The following is a 21,018-nucleotide window of genomic DNA, read 5'->3' as shown; positions in this document are numbered from 1 at the left end:
ACTTACTGTTTAGATTTTAAGCATAAGTTCAGTTTTTGCCCGCTTTTAGGGGGCTTGGGTTTTTACGCCCTTTTTCGAAATGGTACTTACATTACAATGTTTCAACCTTATCACCTCTGGCGATATCATACCATAGACCCAGGGGGAATGTCACGAAACTTTCACGGTTTATCTATTGCTTTATTAGAATAAAGCGGATATAATAGGGCACAACTAGCTCATAAGAGAAAGGTGGAACAACCATGGTTTTGGAGTATATGGATTTTGTATCCAAAATGGACCCTGAGGTGGGCGCTGCCATCCAGGCCGAATATCAAAGACAGTGTGACAACATCGAGCTGATCGCCTCGGAAAACATCGTCTCTGAGACGGTGCTGGCCGCAGCGGGCAGCGTGCTCACCAACAAGTACGCAGAAGGATACTCCGGCAAGCGCTATTATGGCGGCTGCCAGTGCGTGGACGTGGTGGAGACCCTGGCCATTCAGCGGGCCTGCCAGCTCTACGGGGCCAAGTTTGCCAATGTGCAGCCTCACTCCGGGGCCCAGGCCAACTACGCCGTGTATATGGCCCTGTGCCAGCCCGGGGACACCGTGCTGGGCATGAACCTGGACCACGGTGGACATTTGACCCACGGCAGCCCGGTGAATTTCTCCGGTAAATATTACAACGTGGTGGCCTACGGCGTGGACGAGGAGACCGGCTACATCGACTACGACCAGCTGGAGCGGGTGGCCAAAAAGTGCAAGCCCAAGATGATCGTGGCTGGTGCCTCCGCCTATCCCAGAACCATCGACTTTGCCCGCTTCCGTGCCATTGCTGATGAGGTGGGCGCCTATCTGTGGGTGGATATGGCCCACATTGCTGGCCTGGTGGCCGCTGGGCTCCACCCCTCTCCCGTGCCCTACGCCCATGTGGTGACCACCACCACCCACAAGACCCTGCGTGGTCCCCGTGGCGGCATGATTCTCACCAACGACGAGGACCTGGCCAAGAAGATCAACTCCGCCATCTTCCCCGGAGCTCAGGGCGGACCTCTGATGCACATCATCGCTGCCAAGGCGGTGGCACTGGGTGAGGCCCTGAAGCCGGAGTTCAAGGTGTACCAGCAGCAGGTGGTGGACAACGCCCAGGCTCTGGCCCAGGGACTTATGAGCCGGGGCATGAACCTGGTGTCTGGTGGCACCGATAACCACCTGGCTCTGGTGGACCTGCGTAATCTGGGCGACCTCACCGGCAAGGAGCTGGAGCGCCGCCTGGACGAGGTGCGCATCACCGTCAACAAAAACAAGGTGCCCGGAGATCCCCGGTCTCCCTTCCAGACCAGCGGCATCCGGGTGGGTAGCCCTGCGGTGACCAGCCGTGGCTTTACTACCGCCGACATGGACCAGGTGGCCCAATATATTGTGTGGGCGGCCACAGACTTTGAAAACAAGGCGGAGGAGATTCGCCAGGGCGTGGCCCAACTCACCCAGGCCCACCCCATTTACCGATAAGATCAAAAATGTGCCTGACAGTTCCGGCTGTCAGGCACATTTTTGGTTAACCAACTACTTTTTCTCCGTTGATCCACACACACCGGATGTGGCTGTCACTGACCATGGGGTCTCCGTCCACCAGTACCAGGTCGGCATCTTTGCCCGGCTCCAGGGAGCCCACCCGATCTTCCACGCCCAGATGCTTGGCGGGGTTAATGGTGATGGCCTTCAACGCCTCGAAGGGGTCCATGCCTGCCTTTACGGCCAGCCCGGCGCACAGGGGCAGGTAGGACTGGGGAATGACGGGATTGTCGGTGATGATGCTCACCTGAACTCCGGCCCGGGCCAACACGCCGGGGGTCTCAAAGGTCTTGTTCACCAGCTCGATTTTGCTGGCATTGGTGAGGGTGGGGCCCACGGCGGCGGGGAACCCGGAACGGGCTACCACCTCCGGGATGAGGTGCCCCTCGGTGCAGTGCTCCAGCGTCATCTGTACCCCGAACTCCTTGGCGATGCGGATGGCGGTACAGATGTCGTCGGCCCGGTGGGCGTGGGCTTTGAGGGGGATTTCGCCTTTGAGTACGGGGATGAGGGCTTCCAGCTTCATGTCGTACTTGGGCTTTTTCAGAGGATCGTCTCCGGCGGCCTCTTTGCGGGCTAGGTAGTCCTGGGCGGCAAAGAGCATCTCCCGCAGCTTGGCGGCGGTGCTCATGCGGGCGGAGTTACCTTTGCTCTGGTAGCAGCGCTTTGGGTTCTCACCAAAGGCGCACTTCATGGCCACCGGGTTCCGGAGTACCATGTCATCCACACAGTTGCCGTGGGTTTTCACTGCAAAGAAGGTACCGCCCAGCACGTTGGCGCTGCCCGGGCCGGTGCCCACGGTGGTGACGCCGCCTTCCAGGGCCCGGCGTACCCCCAGCTCCAGGGGGTTGAAGCTGTCGATGCCCCGGAGGTGGGCGGCCACAATGTCTCCCATCTCGTTGTAGTCGTGGCCTTCAAAGCCCATGCCGTAGTTATCCAGGCCCAGATGGCTGTGGGCGTCGATGAAGCCGGGGTAGAGGCGCAGACCCTGGGCGTCCAGCTCTTCTTCGCCGGGGGCGGAGAGCTGGGGGCCAATGGCCTGGATGACGGTGCCGTGGATCAAAACGTCCCCCACATAGGGTTGGGGGTGAACGGCGTCGTAGATTTGTGCATGTTTGATTAACATAGGGACATACCTCCTGGGTCCTTTGTGTATCTTTCGAGATTATACAATAGGAGCCCGAAAAAAGGAAGAGGAGACAGGCCGATTTGTTCATATCTGCTTCATATTTGAAGTTTTAGCTGTCATTGTCTTGCCAATTCGGCGTTTATGAGCTATAATACGTAGGATAGCCATACTATGGCATTTTGCCATGTGGTTGGAGGCGATGAAATGGAATATATTGAGCAGTTCCTGCGCACCGTTCAGGAGTATGTGAAGCTGATCGGCTTTTTTGACGTGTTGGATATGGCCATTGTGGCCTTCGTGGTGTACCATATTTTCCGCTTTATCCGCCGCAGTCGGTCCGGCCAGGTCGTCAAGGCCATTCTGCTGATCGTGGTGGCTCTGGGCGTTGCCAATCTGCTGCAATTGCAAGTGGTGAGCTTTGTGCTGAACAATGCGGTGGAGCTGGGATTTATCGCCCTGGTCATAATCTTTCAGCCGGAGATTCGCCGCTTCCTGGAGCAGATGGGCAGCGGTAAAATCAAAGAGATCTTTGTCCAAGAGACCATTGACGATGAACTGGAGTATGCCATCCGGGAGACGGTGGAGGCTTACACCTCCTTGTCCAAGGATAAGGTAGGCGCTCTGATGGTGTTTGAACGCAAGACCATGCTGGACGATGTGCTCAAGACGGGCACACCGCTGGATGCCCGGGTGTCTGCGGAACTTCTGAAAAACTTGTTTTGGAATAAGGCGCCCCTCCACGACGGCGCTGTCATCGTCCGCAATGGGCGAATTGTGGGAGCTGGATGTATGCTGCCCATGTCTGGGAATGTGAACATCAGCCGGGACTTGGGAATGCGCCACCGGGCTGGCATTGGTATCAGTGAAAACTCTGATGCGGTGGTGGCTCTGGTCTCGGAGGAGACAGGTTCCATTTCTGTGGCCATCAACGGAATGCTCAAGCGGCACCTGGCTCCTGCTACCTTGGAACAGATGCTGCGCAATGAGCTGATGCCCAAGCAGGAGGAGAGCAAGCCCTCCGGCACGGCATGGCTGACCAATATGCTCAAACCAATAAAGGGGGATAAGCCAGATGGGGAAGAAGATTCTCGACAGTAAGGCGCTCTATGTGGTTTTATCCATCGCCATTGCTGTGGTCATGTGGTTTTATGTGACCTCCATGGATGGAAATCAGGCGAGCAAACCCATTCGAAATATTACCATTACATTTTCCGGCGAAGAGCAGCTGGAGAGCAACGGCCTGATGATCGCCGGGGATGCACCCTCCGCCAATATTACGGTGAAGGCCAAGCCTGCGGTGTTGGCCCAGCTCACCGATAAGACGGTGGAGCTGGTGGTGGATGTGGCCACCATCGAGCGAGCGGGGGACTATACCCTGGCCTATACCGTGAAGCTGCCCAGCAACATCAGCGCCAGTCAGGTGCAGATCATCAACGAGGGGACGGGAAATGTCTCCTTCACGGTGGCGGAGTACCGCCAGCGGGAGATCGAACTGCGGGGCAAGTTTGAGGGCACCACCGCAGAGGGGTATCTGGCTGGAGACCAGGAGGACTTTGTCTTCTCCCCCAATAAGATCACCATCAGTGGCCAGGCGGAGCTGGTCAACCAGGTGTCCTATGCCGAAGTGGTGGTCACGGGTGAAAACCTCTCCGAAAACGTGCGTGGGGACTTCCCCTACCGCTTCATCGGTGCCAGCGGCGACGTCATTGACAATCTGGACGTGGAGTGCTCGGTGGCCACGGTGCACACTACCTTCCCCATCCTAGCCACGGCAGACATCCCCTTGAAGGTGGAGCTGGTGGCGGGCGGCGGCGTCTCCCTGGACCAGGTGACATGCACCTTGAGTCAGGAGTCTCTCACCGTAGCCGGCAGCAAGACGGCCGTGGAGGCCATCCAGTCTGAGGGCTCCATTGTGCTGGGCACCATTGATTTGGGCACCGTCCACGACGGAGATGTGATCACCTTTGATATTGCCCTCACCGACGAGTTGACCAACATCAGCGGCGTCACCCAGGTGACGGCCACCCTGGACCTGGACGACTCTCTGAAGAGCAAGACTGTGGAGGTCACCAACATTGACTGCATTTCTCCTCCCGATGGCTGGGCTGCCAAAGCACTGACCCAGATGGTGGAGGTGGAGGTCCGGGGCAGCCAGGAGCTGCTGGATGCCGTCACGCCGGATAAAATCCGGGTGGTGGCAGACTTGAAGGACATCAACCAGGCTGCCGGGCAGTATACGGTGACCGCCAACGTCTATTTGGACAGTGTGGGCACCCGTGATCAAATCGACGTGGTGGGGCGAGACTATAAAATTGTGGTCTCCCTCTATAGAGCCTGATTATGTTTGGATATGTCAGACCGGCCCTGACCCAGCTTTCCCAGGAGGAGAAGGACCTGTACCAATCCGCCTACTGTGGCCTCTGCCACGAGATGGGAAAGAGACATGGGTTTTGGACCCGATTTACCTTAAACTATGACTTGACCCTCCTGGCCATCCTCTTGCAAATCTGCCAGGGAGGGGACCGGACTGTGTGCCAGCGCTGTCCCGCCCACCCCATCCGCAAGCCCAAGGCGTGCCTGAGAGGGCCGGGGATGGAGCGAGCGGCGGATGTGAGTCTAATTCTCACTTGGCACAAGCTGGACGATGATGTGAAGGACCACGGCTTTTGGAGTGGCCTGCCATACCGATTCTTGCGCCGCTGGTTTCACAGGCCATACCGGAGAACGGCTCAGGCCTGTCCAGGTTTTGTGGACCAGGTGCAGGGCTGTCTGGAGCGCCTGGACCAATTGGAAGCCCAGCGCTCTCCACGGCTGGACGCCGTGGCCCATGAATTTGCCGCCATGCTGGCTTCTGCGGCCTCAGAGCAGGCCCAAGGGGACCAGGCCCGTATTTTGCAGCAGCTGCTGTACCATTTGGGGCGCTGGATTTACCTGATGGATGCATGGGATGATCTGGACGAGGATCGGGCTTGCGGGCGCTATAACCCTCTGGATGCCCGGTTTGAGGGCAAGGCCAAAGAGGAGCAGGAGTATGTGGCCACCACCTGTACCCATTCGGTGCGGCTGGCATATAGTGCCGCCAGTTTGCTGGAGCTGGGAGAGTGGGAGCGCGTCTTAGAAAATATTTTGTGCATTGGCCTTCCCGCCGTGCAGAGCGCTGTGATGGACGGGCGATGGAAGGAAGTCAAAAAGCTACACAAAGGGAGATACATGCATGAGAGATCCGTATGAGGTGCTGGGGGTCAGCCCCAACGCCAGTGATGATGAAGTCAAGCGTGCGTATCGGGAACTGGCCCGGAAATACCACCCGGACAACTACCAGAACAACCCTCTGGCCGATCTGGCTGAGGAGAAGATGAAAGAAGTCAACGAGGCCTACGACGCCATCACCAAGGCGCGCAGCGGGGGCGGAAGCACCGGCGGCGGGTATCAGGGGGGCTATTCCCAGTCCTATGGATACCAGGGGCAGTACAGTGGAGGCGGCTCTTCCACTTCCTTTGCTCAAGTGCGCCAGTATATCAATATGGGAAACCTGGACGGGGCGGAACAGCTGCTCCGGGGCATCTCCAGCAAAAATGGCGAGTGGTACTTCCTCATGGGTAGTATCGCCTACCGTCGAGGATGGTTGGACGAGGCTCGGCAGAATTATCAGATTGCCTGCCAGATGGAGCCGGGGAACATGGAGTACCGCCAGGCTCTGTCCATGATGCAGCAGGGCGGCTATGGGTATAATACCAATATGACCGGAGGGCAGTGCGACAGCCTGGACTGCTGTACCACCATGCTCTGCCTGAACTGTCTGTGTGGGGGATGTAATTGATATGAAACCAGGCAAATCTGCCAGCAGCATCACCTATCCGGCCCTGTTGGGGGCGGTGTCCATCATTCTGCTGTACGGCTCGGCCATCTCACCCACTGGAGCCATCGGCCTGGTGGCCTTGGCAGGGGTACCCTGCGCAGGTGTGGTGATTGCCGGGGGAACTTCCGCCGGACTGCTGTGTTGGGGTGCGGTGTCGGTGCTGGGGCTGCTTTTGGTACCGGATAAGTTCTGCGTGCTCCTGTATGCCGCCCTGTTTGGCCTGTACCCGGTGGTAAAGTCCAAGGTGGAGGCCTTGCGCCGCAGACCCTTGGAGATTCTCTGTAAGCTGGTGTTTTTCAACCTGGCCTACACAGTTGTGGTCTTGGTCACCAAGGCGGTAGCACTGGATGGCCTGCCTCTGGAGCAGTTGCACTTGGGGCTGGTGTATGTGCTGGGTAACGTGGTATTTTTACTATATGACTTTGGCTTTAGCGGGCTGATTGCAGCCTATCTCTCCCGCATGGGGAAGGGAAGAAACTGGAGAAAGGGCTGATGAAACCATGGTTAAGAGTATGACCGGATACGGACGAGGGGAGTGCAGCTACGAGGGCGGCACTTTCACCGTGGAAGTGCGGTCGGTGAACAACCGCTATCTGGACTGCGGCATCAAGATGCCCAGAGCGTACATTTTTGCGGAGGACGCCATGAAAAGCCGGGTACAAGGTTCCATTTCCCGGGGCAAGGTGGATGTGTTTGTCACCTTGACCGCCCAGGCGGAGGATGACTCCACGGTGACCGTCAACGAGGGCCTGGCCAAATCCTATATCCAGGCTCTGGCCAAACTCTATGATCTGGGCAAGGGCGAGTGGGTGAAGGGTAGCTATTATGCCACCGACTTGGCCCGCTTCCCCGATGTGCTCACGGTAGAGAAAAAGGAACAGGACCAGGAGCAGGTGAAGGCCGGACTTCTGGGTGCTCTGGACGCAGCGCTGGCGGACTTTGACTCCATGCGGGTGCGGGAAGGGCAGCGCTTGGCAGAGGACATTCTCGGCCGGGCTGTGACCATCGAGGGCCTGGTGTCCAAGGTGGAGGAGCGCTCCCCCCAGACGGTGGCGGAGTACCGAGCCCGCTTGGAGGCCAAGATGGCGGAGATTCTCCAGAACACCCAGATTGAGGAGAGCCGGATTCTCACTGAGGCCGCCATTTTTGCCGACAAGGTGGCAGTGGACGAGGAGACGGTGCGCTTGCGCAGCCACATCGCCCAGCTGCGGGAGCTGCTGGACCAGGGCGGCGCTGTGGGCCGCAAGCTGGACTTCCTCATTCAGGAGTTCAACCGGGAGGCCAACACCATTGGCTCCAAGTGCAATGACATCGACATTGCCCGGGTGGTGGTGGACATCAAGGCGGAGATCGAGAAGATTCGCGAGCAGGTCCAAAATCTGGAGTGATATCGAGGTGACGGCATGGAACTGATCAACATTGGGTTTGGCAATGTGGTGTCAGCCCGGAAAGTGGTGGCGGTGGTGAGCCCGGAATCTGCCCCCATCAAACGTCTGGGCCAGGAGGCCCGAGATCGGGGGATGCTCATTGACGCCAGCTTTGGCCGCAAGACCAAATCGGTGCTGATTATGGACAGTGGACATGTGGTGTGGTCGTCCCTGACCCCGGAGGTACTGGGGCAGCGGTTTGACCCCTCGTCACCGGAAGAAGAGCAGATGGGAGAGAAAGAGATATGAAGAAGAAAAAACGTGGCGAGTTGATTGTTCTGTCCGGCCCCTCTGGGGTGGGCAAGAGCACGGTGATCTCCGAGCTGCTCAGCAGCCGACGGGACATCCATTTCTCGGTGTCCTTTACCACCCGGCAGCCCCGGGTGGGTGAGGAGCACGGCGTAAATTACAACTTTGTCGCCCGAGAAGAGTTTGAGCGCATGATCCGGGACAATGAGTTTTTGGAGTATGCCCAGTATGTGGACAATTACTACGGAACCTCGCTCAAAATCATTGAGGAGAAGCTGCAAGCCGGTGTGGATGTGCTGCTGGACATTGAGGTCCAGGGTGCAGCCAAGGTGCGGGAAAAGTGCCCGGAGGCTGTGTGTATCTTCATCATCCCTCCCTCTCTGGAGGAACTCTCCCGCAGACTGCGCAAGCGCAACACCGACAGCGAGGATGTGATTGCCCAGCGGCTGGCCAAAGCCCGGGAAGAGTGCCGGGAGTGCACCAAGTACGACTACCTGGTGGTCAATGACAACGTGATGTCCGCCGCCCAGGAGATCTTGTCCATCCTGGAGGCGGAGAGTTGCCGAGTCAACAAGCGAATTCAGCTGGCCGAGAGCATCATCGGCACCAACGACTAATTGGACGAAAACGAAAGGATTGAAGAATTATGTTGCTCTATCCCCCTATGAAGGACCTGTTGGAGAAAGTGCCCAGCCGTTACATGCTGGTGAATGTGGTGGCCCACCGTGCCCGTGAGATTTCCAGCGAGTCGGAGCAGACCGGTATCCCCCTGGAGGAGAAGGCGGTGACTCTGGCTGTGCGCGAGGTGGCCGATGGCCAGCTGCAGGTGGAGGAACCGGTTGAGGAGACCGAGGAATAAGAAGTCAAAAGGCACGGCCTGTGAAGCCAGGGCAAGCGGCGAGGCGCTGCTTGCCCTTTCGCGGTCAAAAGGAGGAGGTTGACGGGAGGTGCCACAGACAGCAAAAATCGCAGTGGCAGCCGCCGTCTACGCCATTGACCGGCCCTTTGATTATAAAATCCCCCCGCACATGGCGTCCCGTGTGCAGGTGGGAATGCGGGTGGCCGTCCCCTTTGGCCGGGGAAACCGGCTCAGTGACGGCATTGTGCTGGCCTTGGGCCAGCAGGAAAATGTGGATGCTTTAAAACCCATCCAGACGGTTCTCGACCAAGAGCCGGTGCTGACTGGGGAGAACATCCAGCTGGCTTTGTGGATGCGGGAGCACTACTTTTGCACTGTGTACGAGGCCATCCGGGTGATGCTCCCCGCCGGGCTCTGGTACGCTCTGAAAGAGAGCTGGAGCATAGCTCCAGGACTGGACCGGGAGGCCCTGTATCAGTTGGCTGGAGAGGACCGACCGTCCGTGCGTCTGTCGGACATTCTATGCGCCTATGGGGGTAGCGCGGAACTCAGTGAGATTCAGCGGGCCTTCGACGGGGCGGACCCTTGGCCCGCCCTGCGCCGATTGGCTGAGGCGGGGGGCATCGTCCGCCGGGCGGACGGAATCCCTGGAGTGAAGGACAAGCTGGAACAGCGGGTAGCCTTGGCGGTGGAGCCGGAGGAGGCCTTAGCCCAGGTGTCCGGCCGACGGCGGAGAGCGCCTCTCCAGTACCAGGCGGTCAAAGTCCTGAGCGAGATGGGAGAGGTGTCCGCCAAGGAGCTGTGTTATTTCACTGGGGCCTCCATGAGTACGCTGCGGTCCCTGGAAAAACAGGGGCTTCTCACCCTGCGCAAGCAAGAGGTGTTCCGCCGCCCGCCTCAGGTGGGCGTGCAGAATGCCCAAGCTCCCACCCCTGTGGCCCTGAATGACCAGCAGCAGCAGGCCATGAACGGTCTGTGGGCGCTGATGGAGACCCAGCGGGCCGCTGCCGCCCTGCTGTACGGGGTTACTGGCAGCGGAAAGACCCAGGTCTATATCCAGCTCATTCACAAGGGCCTGAAGGAGGGCAGGGGTACCATGGTGTTGGTGCCTGAAATCTCCCTCACCCCCCAGCTCATGGACCAATTTACCTGCCAGTTTGGCCAGCAGGTGGCCATTCTCCACAGTGGCCTGTCCACGGGAGAGCGGTACGACGAGTGGAAACGGGTCCGCTCTGGTCAGGCCATGGTGGTGGTGGGTACCCGCTCGGCGGTGTTTGCCCCGGTGCGCAACCTGGGACTTGTGGTGCTGGACGAGGAGCAGGAACCCACCTACCAGTCCGAGCAGAACCCCAGGTACCACGCCCGAGATGTGGCCAAGTTCCGGTGCTCGAAAGAGAACGCTCTGCTTCTTTTGGGCTCGGCTACTCCATCGGTGGAGACCATGTACCACGCCAAGGCAGGCACCTACCACCTGTTTACTCTGGAGCACCGCTTTAACCAGCGGGAACTGCCCCAGGTGACGGTGGTGGATATGCGGGAGCAGCTGCGAGAGGGGAACGGCGTTGCCCTCAGTCAGCCTCTGGTGGAGGCTTTAAGAGAGACCATAGACCGGGGAGAGCAGGCCATCCTCTTTGTCAACCGGAGAGGCAGTAGTCAGATGGTGGTGTGCGGAGAGTGCGGGGAATCCCCCAGCTGCCCCCGGTGCTCGGTACACCTGACCTACCACAAGGCCAACGGCCGACTCATGTGCCACTACTGCGGCTACTCCCAGCCCTTGCCCCAGCACTGCCCCCAGTGCGGTGGCATTTACAGCTTTGTGGGGCTGGGCACCCAGAAGGTGGAGGAGGAGCTGCAACGCCTCTTTCCCGGCGTGTCGGTGATGCGCATGGACACCGATACCGTGTCTGGCGTCCAGGGCCACGCCAAGCTGCTGGCCCAGTTCCGGGAGGAGAAAATCCCGGTGCTGGTGGGCACCCAGATGGTGGCCAAGGGGCTGGACTTTGAAAATGTGACTTTGGTGGGGGCGGTGGCTGCCGACCAGACCCTGTATGTGGAGGACTACCGGGGCGGAGAGCGCACCTTCTCTCTGCTCACCCAGGTGGTGGGCCGGGCAGGACGGGGCGGCAAGACCGGACGGGCCTTCATCCAGACCTTTACTCCTGGCAATGAGGTCATTCAGTGTGCCTCCCGTCAGGACTATGACGGGTTTTACCAGCAGGAAATCCGTATGCGCCAGCTCCGGGACTGTCCCCCCTTTGGGGACTTCTTCGTGTTGCACATCACCGGAGACCAGGAGCACGAGGTGCTGCGGGTGTGCATGCGGCTGCGCCAGGCCTTTGAGCAGATTCTCTCCCAGCCCAGGTATCGCTCCATGGCGTGTCGCCTGCTGGGCCCCGCTCCGGCGGCGGTGGTGAAGGTGAATAACCGCTACCGCTATCATTTGACGTTACAGACCAAAAATACCAGACAAGCCCGGGAACTGGTGGCCCACATGGTGCGCCAGGCCCAGACAGACAAGGCCAACCGGGGCGTGTCGGTGTATGCAGATATCAACCCGCAGGATTAATCCAACAAAGGAGGACCTAACAATGTCTTTGAGAACCATTTTGACCCAAGGAGATCCGGCGCTGGCTAAGACTTGCCACCCGGTGGAGAAATTTGACGAGAAGCTGCACGATCTGCTGGACGATATGAAGGAGACGCTGGCCCAGGCCAACGGGGTGGGCCTGGCTGCCCCCCAGATCGGCATTCTGCGCCGAGTGGTCATTGTCATGGATGACCAGGAGAACATGGTGGAGCTAGTCAACCCCCAGATCATTGCCTCGGACGGAGAGCAGACTGGTCTGGAGGGCTGTCTGTCCGTGCCCGGAAAGTACGGCGTGGTTACCCGTCCCGCCACCGCCACCGTGCGGGCCCAGGACCGCAACGGCGACTTCTTCGAGATGAGTGGTGAGGGTATTGTGGCCCGTTGCTTCTGCCACGAGCTGGAGCACCTGGACGGGCACCTGTTTGTGGAGCACACCGACCGGCTCTACACGGTGGACGAGCTGGATGCCATGGAGGACGAGGACGCATGAGAATCGTCTTTATGGGCACCCCGGACTTTGCCGTCCCCTCTCTGCGCCGCCTGGTGGAGGATGGCCATGAGGTGTGTGGAGTCTTCACTCAGCCGGACAAGCCCAAAAACCGCGGCATGAAGCTGCTGCCGCCTCCTGTGAAGGAGTATGCCTTGTCGGTGGGAATTCCTGTATTCCAGCCCACCACCCTGCGGGGTGGAAGCGCCCTGGAGCAGCTGCGAGAGCTGGCTCCCCAGCTCATTGTGGTGGCGGCCTACGGCAAAATCCTCCCCGTGGATATTTTGCAGTTACCCCCTCTGGGGTGCATCAACGTCCACTCCTCTCTCCTCCCTAAGTACCGGGGTGCAGCCCCCATCAACTGGGCCATCCTCAACGGGGAGAGCGAGACCGGAGTGACCATCATGTATATGGCAGAGGGGCTGGACACCGGCGACATGCTGGCCAGCGCCGCCACGCCCATTGATCTCAATGAGTCCGCCCAGCAGCTCCACGACCGTCTGGCTCAGATGGGGGCAGACCTGTTGCCCCAGGTGCTGGAGCAGTTGGAGCAGGGAACGGCGGTGGCAGTACCCCAGGACGATGCCCAGTCCTGCTACGCCCCCATGCTCTCCCGGGCCCTGTCCCCCATTGACTGGACCCATACTGCCACCCAAATCCACAACCAGGTGCGGGGCCTGACTCCCTGGCCCGCCGCCACGGCAGTAGTGGACGGCGTGCGGTGCAAGATCATCCGCACGGCGGTGGGAACCGAACAGACGACCCAGGCCCCTGGCACCTGCGTCAAGGCAGACAAGCGTGGCCTGTGGGTGGCCTGTGGAGAGGGCACGGTATTGGAAATTTTGGAGCTTCAACCCGACGGGAAGAAAGCCATGGCGGCCCACGCCTTTTTGCTGGGCCACCCCCTGGAGGAGAAGGAAGCCATCTGAGAGGAGTTTACCTATGGGTTCTGCCAGAGAAGCGGCCATGCTAACCCTGACAGCCTGTGATAAGCAGGGGGCCTGGTCTGAGGGACATTTGAAGCGAATACTGAAAGAGAGCGCCCTGGACCGTCGGGATGCCGCCTTGGCCACTCGGCTGTGCTTTGGCGTGCTCCAAACCCGGATGACTTTGGACTGGTATCTGGAACGCCGATGCACTGGTGGCCTGAAAAAACTGGAACCCAAGGTGCTGTCCATTCTGCGCCTCTCCCTGTATCAAATCCTGTATATGGACAAGATTCCACCCAGTGCGGCGGTGAATGAAGGGGTCCAGTTGACGAAAAAGCACTGCCGCAACCCCCGAGCGGCTGGGATGGTCAATGGTGTGCTCCGGGGTATCCTCCGGGACATGCCCTTGCCTCTTCCCAAGGGGAAGGACGAGCTGGAGACCATCGCCCTCCAGACCAGCCACCCCCGGTGGCTGGTGGAGGAGTTTGCCCAGGTGCTGGGCGTGGACGGCGTGAAGGCCTGGGCCCAGGCAGACAACTGCCAGCCCCCCACCACGGCCCAGGTAAACACGGTGGTATGCACCGTGGACCAGGCGGTGGAGGAGCTGGAGCGGGACGGGGTGGAGGTACAGCGTCACCCCTGGCTGGAAGGCTGCCTGCTGCTGAGTGGTACCGGAGATATGGAGCGGCTGAGCGCCTACCAGAAGGGCTATTTCTACATCCAGGATGCGGCAGCCCGCCTGGCCGTGACGGCAGCACATGTCCAGCCGGGCCAGCGGGTGCTGGACTGCTGTGCCGCGCCCGGCGGCAAGTCTTTTGCCGCTGGCGTGGACATGAACAATCAGGGGGAGATTACCTCCTGTGACATTCATCCCCACAAGATCGGGTTGCTGGAGGCGGGGGCTAGCCGTCTGGGCCTGTCCATTCTGACCGCCCAGCTGCAAAGCGCCGCCCAGCGCCGGGAGGATTGGGTGGAGCGGTTTGATACGGTGCTGGTGGATGTACCCTGCTCAGGTTTGGGTATCATCCGCAAGAAGCCGGACATCCGCTACAAGGACCCCAAACCTCTGGATGGGCTGCCCCAGGTGCAAAAGGGCATCGTGGACAACTGCGCGGCCTATGTGCGCCCCGGCGGAGTGATGATCTACGCCACCTGCACCCTGCGGGAGCGGGAAAATCAGGACGTGGTGGCGTGGTTTTTGCAGCAACACCCGGAATTTACGTTGGAGGCATTTGATTTGCCCCATTTTGGGCGCCAGGAAGGCATGATGACGTTCTGGCCCCATATACATCACACAGACGGCTTTTTCGTGGCCCGTCTGCGAAAGAAGGAGGGCTAAGCCGTGATCGACATCAAATCCATGCTGCCAGACCAACTAGGGGCGTATCTCAAGGAGTTGGGACAGCCCGCCTTTCGCTCCAAGCAGATTTTTCAGTGGCTGCACCGTGGCGTGACCTCCTTTGACCAGATGACCGATTTGCCCAAGACCTTGCGGGAGACCTTGAAGGAGCAGTGCTACATCACCGCCCCCATTGTGGAGCGCAAGCAGCAGTCCGCCTTAGACGGCACCATCAAATACCTGTGGCGGCTGCGGGACGGCAACTGCGTGGAGACGGTGCTCATGCGCTATCAGCACGGGAATACCGTGTGCGTGTCCTGTCAGGTGGGGTGCAACATGGGGTGTAAGTTCTGCGCCTCCACCCTGGGCGGAAAGGTCCGGGACTTGCAGCCCAGCGAAATTTTAGACCAGATCATTTTTACTCAGTTGGACAGCGGGGCGGAGATTTCCAACATTGTGATGATGGGAATTGGGGAGCCTCTGGACAATTTTGACAATGTGATCCAATTTTTACACCTGGTTAACCACCCTCAGGGTGTAAACATCGGCATGCGCCACATCTCCCTGTCCACCTGTGGCCTGGTGAAGAAAATTGACAAATTGGCACAGTTGGGGTTACAATTAACGCTAAGCGTATCCCTTCACGCCCCCGACGACGAGACCCGCTCCAAGCTGATGCCGGTGAACCGGGGCGTGGGGGTAGACCTGCTGATGGACACCTGTCGGCGGTACTTCCAGCAGACGGGACGGCGTATCTCCTACGAGTACGCCATGATCGACGGCATCAATGACGGCGACCAGCAGGCGGACCTGCTGGTGAAGCTGCTGCGGGGTCAGCCTGGACATGTGAATTTGATTCCCCTGAACCACGTGGAGGAGTCTCCCCTCAAGCCCAGCCGCCGGGTGCGGCAATTCCAGAAACGGTTGGAATCCCAGGGCGTCACAGCCACCGTACGGCGTAAGCTGGGGGGCGACATTGACGCCTCCTGTGGTCAGCTGCGCCGGAAGCACATGCAGCAAGATCAGCTCCAGCCCGGAAAGGACGAAGCCCTATGAACATATTTGGAATGACGGATATCGGCTCGGTACGCAGTGAGAACCAGGACAGCTATGCCGTGCGCCAGCTCAGCGAGCAGGTGGCCATTGCGGTGGTCTGCGACGGTATGGGCGGCGCGCGAGCGGGCAATGTGGCCAGCGCCATTGCAGTGGAGAGTTTTGCTGCGAAACTGGAGGAGCTGTGCCAGGATGGGGTCCCGGAGGGGGAGCAGGACTGTACCCAGCTGCTCCGCCAGGCCTGTGACCAGGCCAATACCCACGTCTACCAGCTCTCCCGCACCGATGAGCAGTATCGGGGGATGGGGACCACCCTGGTGGCGGCGCTGCTGCTGGATCAGGAGGCCTATGTGATCAATGTAGGGGATAGCCGCTGCTATCACATCCACGACGGGGAGATTCAGCAGGTCAGCTGTGACCACTCCCTGGTGCAGATGCTGGTCTCTCGGGGGGATATCACCCCGGAGCAGGCCCGCACCCACCCCAAGAAGAACCTGATTACCCGGGCACTGGGTGTGGACCGGGATGTGACGGCAGATTGTTACCATGTGACCTGGCAGGAGGGGGACAGCCTGCTGCTGTGCAGCGACGGCCTGTCCAACGTTCTCACCGACCAGGTTTTGCTGGAGCAGGCTGTGGAGCAGCGCCCCCTGGAGGAGCGGTGCCGCAGTATGATGCGTATGACGTTGGAGCACGGTGCGCCGGACAATGTAACCATTGTCATGGCGCAGCGGTGAACCACAACGAGGAGGAACATTTACCATGGATCAATACATAGGTAAAATGCTCGACAATCGCTATGAGATTTTAGAGCGTATTGGCGTGGGTGGCATGGCCGTGGTGTATAAGGCCCGCTGCCATCGGCTCAATCGGCTGGTGGCCATCAAGATCCTAAAGCCAGAGCTGGCCAGCGACGCGGAGTTCCGCCGTCGGTTCCAGGCGGAGTCTCAGGCGGTTGCCATGCTGTCCCATGTCAATATTGTGGGTGTCTATGACGTGTGCCAGAGCGATGGGCTCAACTACATCGTCATGGAGCTCATTGACGGCATGACCTTGAAGCAATATATGCAAAAGCGCGGCACGCCCTTGAAGTGGCAGGAGGCCCTGCACTTTATCTCCCAGGTGCTGCGGGCACTGGACCACGCCCACAGCCGGGGCATCATCCACCGGGATATCAAGCCCCACAACATTCTGGTGCTGCGGGACGGGAGCATTAAGGTGGCCGACTTTGGCATTGCCCGCCTGACGTCCTCTCAGGCCACCCTGACCCAGGAGGCCATCGGGTCGGTGCATTATATCTCCCCGGAGCAGGCCAAGGGCAGCCACATCGACGGGCGGTCTGACCTGTACTCTGTGGGCGTCATGCTCTATGAGATGCTCACCGGGCGGCTGCCCTTTGAGGGCGAGACCCCGGTGCTCATTGCCATTCAGCACATCAACTCCATTCCCATTCAGCCTCGGGAATTGAATCCTGATATCCCCGTGGGTCTGGAGGCCATCACCATGAAGGCCATGGCCCCCAATCCCAACCAGCGCTATGCTTCCGCTCAGGATATGTTGGATGCGGTGACGGAGTTTCAGAAAAATCCCGATGCCGTTCCCTCGGACACCATCCGTATCGACAACATCGAGGAGCCCACTCGGGTGATCCCCGTTCCCGGTGCCCGGGAGCCGGAGCAGCAGCAACCAGTCTCCGACGACACTGGAGCATTGTACGACGAGGATGACGAGTACTATGACGAGGAGGGAGAGCGGACCGAGCGCATCAAGCTGTTCGGAGGCCGTGTCAAGCTTCCGCCCATTGCGGTGGCCGTGGCGGCTATCCTTATCTTCGTAGTGGGTATTGTGATCTTCCTCTTTAATTTCATCCGAGGTGCCATCTTTGCTCCGGCCAAGGAGTACACCGTACCCAATCTGTTGGGCTATACCCTGGAGGAGTTGGAAAAGGACCCCTCCATCCTGGGCGATTTCACCATTGAGGTGGGCGAGACGGTGTTCAACGAGGAGTATGAGAAGGACCAGATCTGCGAGCAGACCCCTGAGGCCGATGAAAAGGTCAAGGATGGTAAGTCCACCATCACCGTCACCATCAGTGGCGGAACAGAGGAACTGAAGATGATTGACGTCACGGGTTGGGAACTGGAACGGGCATTGAAGAAGCTGGAGGAGGATATGAAACTCAAAGTGGTCACAGAGGAAGAGTATTCCTCCACCACGGAAGAGGGCTATATCATCTCCTATACCCCCAAGAAGGATACCGAGCTGGAAGAGGGGGACGAGGTGACCCTGGTGGTCAGCAAGGGCAAGGAGAATCAAAAGGTTGCTGTGGGCAATTACGTGGATTTGAGCCTGGAGCAGGTGAAGGCCCAGCTGGAGTTGCAGGGGCTCAAGGCCAATGTGAAGGAGTATCACAGCGACACCTATGCCGCCGGCAAGGTGATGTGGCAGAGTATTGAAAAGGGAACCATGGTGGACCCTGGTACCACCATTGACCTCCAAGTCAGCCTTGGCCCAGAGGCCACCCAGCCTCCTGTCACCAATCCCCCGGTGGTGACCACAGACGCCCCGGTGAAGAAGACCATCACCGTGGACCTCAGCGACTACTCCGGTACCATTGATTTGAAGGTGACGTTGGGTTCCACCACCGTCTTTGACGGCAAGTGGAATGCCGATGAGAAGGGAGACTTCTCCCGTGAAGTGACCCAGAGTCCCGGCACCACCAAGCGAGTGACCATTGAAATCGACGGGGTGCAAGTAGAGAGCTATAATTTGGAGTTTTAACGTATGACGGGTACCATCATTAAGGCCCTCAGCGGCTTCTATTATGTGGACGTGGGGGCAGAGCAAGAGCCCATCACCTGCCGGGGCCGTGGCAAGCTGCGCCACCAGAAGATCACCCCTCTGGTGGGGGACCACGTGGCCATTACGGTGACCGAGGACGGAACTGGGATGGTGGATGAGGTCCTGCCCCGCTCCAATCAGTTCCAGCGGCCTATGGTGGCCAATATGGACCAACTGGTAATTTTGGCCTCCGGGGCTATCCCGGTCACGGACCCATTTCTCATCGACCGGATGGTGTCTCTGGCGGAGTACAAGGGGTGCCAGCCCATCATCTGCTTTAACAAGTGCGATCTAGAGCCCGCCACTCAGCTGGTAGAGCTGTATCAGAGGGCTGGATTTCAGTCCTTTGCCATCAGTGCCCAGACGGGCGAGGGCCTGGAGCAGCTGCTGGGGGTTCTGGATGGGAAGATCTCCGCATTCACTGGAAATTCCGGTGTGGGCAAGTCCAGCGTGCTCAACGCCCTGTGCCCGCAATTCGGCTTGAAGGTGGGTCAGGTCAGCGAAAAGCTGGGCCGTGGCCGCCACACCACCCGCCACGTGGAGTTGTTCCGCGTAGGGGGCGGATTAGTGGCAGATACCCCCGGATTCTCTGCTTTTGATGTGGAACAGATGGAACTCATCCCCAAGGAGGAGCTGGCCAACACTTTCCGGGAATTTCATCCTTATCTGGAACAGTGCCGCTTTGTGGGATGTGCCCACGTCAAGGAGCGGGGCTGTGCGGTGCGGGAGGCGGTGGACAACGGTGCCATCGCTCCCAGTCGCTACCAGAGCTATGTGCGCCTGTACGATCAAGTGAAGTCCCGCCCCCAGTGGGAAAAATAAATTGGATCAGGAACCAGACAGCCTCTTCTTACATATGCTGTAGTAGATTTCAGCATGGAAAGGAGAGGCTGTTGTTTATGCGGATCGTAGTTGTGAAGTTTCCCAAAGCCCTGTGTGGGATTATGCGCCGGATTTTCGGCATCTCGGGTTGAGGGCATATCCCGGCCTCCATGGTCATATAGATACCTCAGAATGTGGACAAAGGGAGGATGTCTATGGATATGGAGTTACAGCCTGTGGTGCTGGAGGGATACCGCCAGGTTCTGGACACTGCGGTGACCCAGGAGGAGACATTGGAGAGCATTGTGCCGGATACTTACCCGGATATTGCCCGCATCGTCACGGCGGTGGGGCGGGTGTATGTGCGGGACTGTGAGCCGGGAGAGGGGACGGTGCGGCTGACAGGCACCATCCAGACCACGGTGTTCTACATTCCCGAGGGGGAGCAGCTGCCCAAGACCTTGGAGGTGGCCATCCCCTTCCAATGCCTGAAAGACCATCCATCGCTGCGTACCACCACGGTGGTACAATCCAGCGCTACGGTCACCTTCGCGGATGCCCGGGCGATCAATCCCAGAAAAGTGGTGGCCCGGGCGGAAATTATGGTGGAGCTCACCGCCTATGAGCTGGCGGCCAAAGAGGTGAACACCGACGTCCAGGGCGGCCCAGAGGGGAGCTTGGAAAAGCGGCTTTTGCCCGCTCGGGACATTGTGATCACCGGGGTGGTGGAGAAACCCTTCCTCTTTTCCGACTTGGTGCGCATGCCCCCCTCTAAGGGAGAGGTGCAGCAGCTGCTGCTGTGCCGTCCACAGCTGGACGTGATGGAGGGAAAGCTCATCGGTCGTAAGCTGGTGGTAAAAGGGTCTGTGAAGCTGTACCTGGTGTACCAGTGCGGGGACAGCGTCACTTCCACCTGTTTCGAGCTCCCCTTCTCCCAGGTGCTGGACGTGGAGCAGGAGGCGGGTGACCAGGGCTCTCAGGTGGACGTGCGCCTGAAAAGCGTGGACTGTCGCCTGCGAGAGGGAGAACTGGAGGTCACCGTGGAGGCCTGCGCCCAGGCGGTGGTTCGTATGGAGCGGGAGGTGACGCTACTCTCCGACGTGTATTCTGTGAGCTGTCGGCTGGATGCCCAGCGCTCCCCCTGCCCTCTGTGTACCCTGGCGGAGACAGGCGGCACCAGCCAGAGTGTCCGCCACTTCTATCAGACCTCGGTGGAGGCCAAGCAGGTGCTGGACAGCTTCGCCGTGGTCAAGGAAGTGACCCAGCGCAGCGGAGAGCACGGCAACGAGCTAGCCGCCCAGATTCAAGTACACATGCTGTATTTGGACGAGGAGGGAGAGCTGCGTGGGGCTACGGACAGCGTCCTGGTCACCTGTCCCTATCAAATCCCGGAGGGGTGCCAGCGCAAGGTACACTGTAGAGCTGTGGGTGATTTAACTGCGGCGGCCGTCAGCGGCGGCATTGATCTGCGTTTTGAGTTGGAGTTCCGCTGGCTGACCACCAAGGAGGAAGAGCTGCTGTGTGTCAGCTCTGTGGCTTCTACGGGTGCCTATGAGGGCCCGTGTAGCCGCCCCTCCCTGGTCATTCGCCGGGTGGATGCGGGAGAGCAGTTGTGGGATGTGGCCAAGGCCTGCGGTGCCACCATCCAGGATATCTGCACCGCCAATGAGCTGGCCTCTGAGACGGTGCCGGAGGGAATGATTCTGCTCATTCCCACCAAGCGAGTCTGACACGCCAAAATCGGCCGGAGGGTTTCTCCGGCCGATTTTTTGATGGTGCGCCCGGCATGGGCAATAACTTGGTGGTGAAAGTCCACTACAGACTTGGCAGTAGGAACTGTTAGCCGAAGGCAAGGGTGTCCATCGTGAGGTGGAATCTGAA

Annotated in this window: 21 protein-coding genes; 20 read left to right on the top strand and 1 reads right to left on the bottom strand. The window is 59.3% G+C overall.

Annotated features, from left to right (window positions below; all coding sequences use genetic code 11):
• Both B5F12_RS12055 and glyA read left to right on the top strand, forming a co-directional pair.
• On the top strand, positions 1 to 192 hold a 192-nt coding region (locus B5F12_RS12055; RefSeq protein ID WP_204221552.1), incomplete at its 5' end, for a hypothetical protein.
• Positions 193 to 242: 50 nt separating this feature from the next.
• Positions 243 to 1,493 carry a serine hydroxymethyltransferase gene (glyA, locus tag B5F12_RS10370; protein WP_087234103.1) on the top strand — a complete coding sequence of 417 codons (1,251 nt, stop codon included), beginning with the start codon at positions 243 to 245 and terminating at the stop codon, positions 1,491 to 1,493.
• A 46-nt stretch (positions 1,494 to 1,539) separates the two neighbouring features.
• Here the strand turns inward: glyA and B5F12_RS10365 are convergent, their stop codons facing one another.
• The gene (locus B5F12_RS10365) at positions 1,540 to 2,682 is read right to left on the bottom strand and encodes an amidohydrolase (protein ID WP_087234101.1); all 1,143 of its coding nucleotides are present in this window, start codon (positions 2,680 to 2,682) and stop codon (positions 1,540 to 1,542) included.
• 207 nt (positions 2,683 to 2,889) lie between these two features.
• Between B5F12_RS10365 and cdaA the strand changes: the two genes are divergently transcribed.
• The 18 genes from cdaA (at position 2,890) to B5F12_RS10275 (ending at position 20,867) form a co-directional block, all read left to right on the top strand.
• Positions 2,890 to 3,783 carry a diadenylate cyclase CdaA gene (gene cdaA / locus B5F12_RS10360; protein WP_087234099.1) on the top strand — a complete coding sequence of 298 codons (894 nt, stop codon included), beginning with the start codon at positions 2,890 to 2,892 and terminating at the stop codon, positions 3,781 to 3,783.
• Entirely contained in the window at positions 3,758 to 5,023 is a 1,266-nt protein-coding gene (locus tag B5F12_RS10355) for a hypothetical protein (protein WP_087234096.1), read from the top strand. The genes cdaA and B5F12_RS10355 overlap by 26 nt, the downstream gene beginning before the upstream one ends.
• A 2-nt stretch (positions 5,024 to 5,025) precedes the next feature.
• Positions 5,026 to 5,916, top strand: a complete 891-nt coding sequence (locus B5F12_RS10350; RefSeq protein WP_087234094.1) for a DUF5685 family protein — start codon at positions 5,026 to 5,028, stop codon at positions 5,914 to 5,916.
• Complete coding sequence (locus B5F12_RS10345; RefSeq protein WP_087234092.1) at positions 5,900 to 6,505, top strand: J domain-containing protein; 606 nt, start codon at positions 5,900 to 5,902, stop codon at positions 6,503 to 6,505. Before B5F12_RS10350 ends, B5F12_RS10345 begins: the two co-directional genes overlap by 17 nt.
• A gap of 1 nt (position 6,506) precedes the next feature.
• A complete protein-coding gene (locus tag B5F12_RS10340) occupies positions 6,507 to 7,037 on the top strand; it encodes a hypothetical protein (RefSeq protein ID WP_087234090.1) in 531 nt (176 codons plus the stop codon).
• Positions 7,038 to 7,044: 7 nt separating this feature from the next.
• The gene (locus B5F12_RS10335) at positions 7,045 to 7,932 is read left to right on the top strand and encodes a YicC/YloC family endoribonuclease (RefSeq protein ID WP_164488791.1); all 888 of its coding nucleotides are present in this window, start codon (positions 7,045 to 7,047) and stop codon (positions 7,930 to 7,932) included.
• Between the two features lie 15 nt (positions 7,933 to 7,947).
• Positions 7,948 to 8,220 (top strand): DUF370 domain-containing protein, encoded by a 273-nt coding sequence (locus B5F12_RS10330; RefSeq protein WP_087234086.1) that lies wholly within the window; start codon positions 7,948 to 7,950, stop codon positions 8,218 to 8,220.
• The gene (gene gmk, locus B5F12_RS10325; protein ID WP_087234084.1) at positions 8,217 to 8,837 is read left to right on the top strand and encodes a guanylate kinase; all 621 of its coding nucleotides are present in this window, start codon (positions 8,217 to 8,219) and stop codon (positions 8,835 to 8,837) included. Before B5F12_RS10330 ends, gmk begins: the two co-directional genes overlap by 4 nt.
• Before the next feature lie 29 nt (positions 8,838 to 8,866).
• Positions 8,867 to 9,079 (top strand): DNA-directed RNA polymerase subunit omega, encoded by a 213-nt coding sequence (rpoZ, locus tag B5F12_RS10320; protein WP_087234082.1) that lies wholly within the window; start codon positions 8,867 to 8,869, stop codon positions 9,077 to 9,079.
• Between the two features lie 88 nt (positions 9,080 to 9,167).
• A complete protein-coding gene (gene priA, locus B5F12_RS10315) occupies positions 9,168 to 11,645 on the top strand; it encodes a primosomal protein N' (protein WP_087234080.1) in 2,478 nt (825 codons plus the stop codon).
• A 22-nt stretch (positions 11,646 to 11,667) separates the two neighbouring features.
• On the top strand, positions 11,668 to 12,156 hold the full coding sequence (gene def, locus B5F12_RS10310; protein ID WP_087234078.1) for a peptide deformylase: 489 nt from the start codon (positions 11,668 to 11,670) through the stop codon (positions 12,154 to 12,156).
• On the top strand, positions 12,153 to 13,082 hold the full coding sequence (gene fmt / locus B5F12_RS10305; RefSeq protein WP_087234076.1) for a methionyl-tRNA formyltransferase: 930 nt from the start codon (positions 12,153 to 12,155) through the stop codon (positions 13,080 to 13,082). Before def ends, fmt begins: the two co-directional genes overlap by 4 nt.
• 13 nt (positions 13,083 to 13,095) lie before the next feature.
• Complete coding sequence (rsmB, locus tag B5F12_RS10300; RefSeq protein ID WP_087234074.1) at positions 13,096 to 14,421, top strand: 16S rRNA (cytosine(967)-C(5))-methyltransferase RsmB; 1,326 nt, start codon at positions 13,096 to 13,098, stop codon at positions 14,419 to 14,421.
• A gap of 3 nt (positions 14,422 to 14,424) precedes the next feature.
• Positions 14,425 to 15,477: a 23S rRNA (adenine(2503)-C(2))-methyltransferase RlmN gene (gene rlmN, locus B5F12_RS10295; RefSeq protein WP_087234072.1), complete on the top strand. Its 1,053-nt coding sequence runs from the start codon at positions 14,425 to 14,427 to the stop codon at positions 15,475 to 15,477.
• Positions 15,474 to 16,211 carry a Stp1/IreP family PP2C-type Ser/Thr phosphatase gene (locus B5F12_RS10290; protein WP_087234071.1) on the top strand — a complete coding sequence of 246 codons (738 nt, stop codon included), beginning with the start codon at positions 15,474 to 15,476 and terminating at the stop codon, positions 16,209 to 16,211. Before rlmN ends, B5F12_RS10290 begins: the two co-directional genes overlap by 4 nt.
• Positions 16,212 to 16,236: 25 nt before the next feature.
• The gene (gene pknB / locus B5F12_RS10285) at positions 16,237 to 18,255 is read left to right on the top strand and encodes a Stk1 family PASTA domain-containing Ser/Thr kinase (RefSeq protein WP_087234068.1); all 2,019 of its coding nucleotides are present in this window, start codon (positions 16,237 to 16,239) and stop codon (positions 18,253 to 18,255) included.
• Between the two features lie 3 nt (positions 18,256 to 18,258).
• Complete coding sequence (gene rsgA, locus B5F12_RS10280) at positions 18,259 to 19,137, top strand: ribosome small subunit-dependent GTPase A (RefSeq protein ID WP_087234066.1); 879 nt, start codon at positions 18,259 to 18,261, stop codon at positions 19,135 to 19,137.
• A gap of 215 nt (positions 19,138 to 19,352) precedes the next feature.
• Positions 19,353 to 20,867 (top strand): SPOCS domain-containing protein, encoded by a 1,515-nt coding sequence (locus B5F12_RS10275; RefSeq protein WP_158096564.1) that lies wholly within the window; start codon positions 19,353 to 19,355, stop codon positions 20,865 to 20,867.
• Positions 20,868 to 21,018: the final 151 nt, after the last annotated feature.

Source organism: Pseudoflavonifractor sp. An176 (assembly GCF_002160435.1).
GTDB classification, from domain to species: Bacteria; Bacillota; Clostridia; order Oscillospirales; family Oscillospiraceae; genus Enterenecus; species Enterenecus faecium.
Note: the sequence above shows the minus strand (reverse complement) of the source record. Positions and strands in the feature narration are given on the sequence as shown.

What these genes read in the sequence shown, in the direction of transcription:
- rsgA (WP_087234066.1), top strand. Translation starts at nt 18,259, where the DNA reads ATGACGGGTACCATCATTAAGGCCCTCAGCGGCTTCTATTATGTGGAC.
- rpoZ (WP_087234082.1), top strand. Translation starts at nt 8,867, where the DNA reads ATGTTGCTCTATCCCCCTATGAAGGACCTGTTGGAGAAAGTGCCCAGC.
- pknB (WP_087234068.1), top strand. Translation starts at nt 16,237, where the DNA reads ATGGATCAATACATAGGTAAAATGCTCGACAATCGCTATGAGATTTTA.
- gmk (WP_087234084.1), top strand. Translation starts at nt 8,217, where the DNA reads ATGAAGAAGAAAAAACGTGGCGAGTTGATTGTTCTGTCCGGCCCCTCT.
- B5F12_RS10365 (WP_087234101.1), bottom strand. Translation starts at nt 2,682, where the DNA reads ATGTTAATCAAACATGCACAAATCTACGACGCCGTTCACCCCCAACCC.
- cdaA (WP_087234099.1), top strand. Translation starts at nt 2,890, where the DNA reads ATGGAATATATTGAGCAGTTCCTGCGCACCGTTCAGGAGTATGTGAAG.
- B5F12_RS10345 (WP_087234092.1), top strand. Translation starts at nt 5,900, where the DNA reads ATGAGAGATCCGTATGAGGTGCTGGGGGTCAGCCCCAACGCCAGTGAT.
- def (WP_087234078.1), top strand. Translation starts at nt 11,668, where the DNA reads ATGTCTTTGAGAACCATTTTGACCCAAGGAGATCCGGCGCTGGCTAAG.
- B5F12_RS10290 (WP_087234071.1), top strand. Translation starts at nt 15,474, where the DNA reads ATGAACATATTTGGAATGACGGATATCGGCTCGGTACGCAGTGAGAAC.
- B5F12_RS10355 (WP_087234096.1), top strand. Translation starts at nt 3,758, where the DNA reads ATGGGGAAGAAGATTCTCGACAGTAAGGCGCTCTATGTGGTTTTATCC.
- rsmB (WP_087234074.1), top strand. Translation starts at nt 13,096, where the DNA reads ATGGGTTCTGCCAGAGAAGCGGCCATGCTAACCCTGACAGCCTGTGAT.
- B5F12_RS10330 (WP_087234086.1), top strand. Translation starts at nt 7,948, where the DNA reads ATGGAACTGATCAACATTGGGTTTGGCAATGTGGTGTCAGCCCGGAAA.
- B5F12_RS10350 (WP_087234094.1), top strand. Translation starts at nt 5,026, where the DNA reads ATGTTTGGATATGTCAGACCGGCCCTGACCCAGCTTTCCCAGGAGGAG.
- fmt (WP_087234076.1), top strand. Translation starts at nt 12,153, where the DNA reads ATGAGAATCGTCTTTATGGGCACCCCGGACTTTGCCGTCCCCTCTCTG.
- B5F12_RS10275 (WP_158096564.1), top strand. Translation starts at nt 19,353, where the DNA reads ATGGATATGGAGTTACAGCCTGTGGTGCTGGAGGGATACCGCCAGGTT.
- glyA (WP_087234103.1), top strand. Translation starts at nt 243, where the DNA reads ATGGTTTTGGAGTATATGGATTTTGTATCCAAAATGGACCCTGAGGTG.
- B5F12_RS10335 (WP_164488791.1), top strand. Translation starts at nt 7,045, where the DNA reads ATGGTTAAGAGTATGACCGGATACGGACGAGGGGAGTGCAGCTACGAG.
- B5F12_RS10340 (WP_087234090.1), top strand. Translation starts at nt 6,507, where the DNA reads ATGAAACCAGGCAAATCTGCCAGCAGCATCACCTATCCGGCCCTGTTG.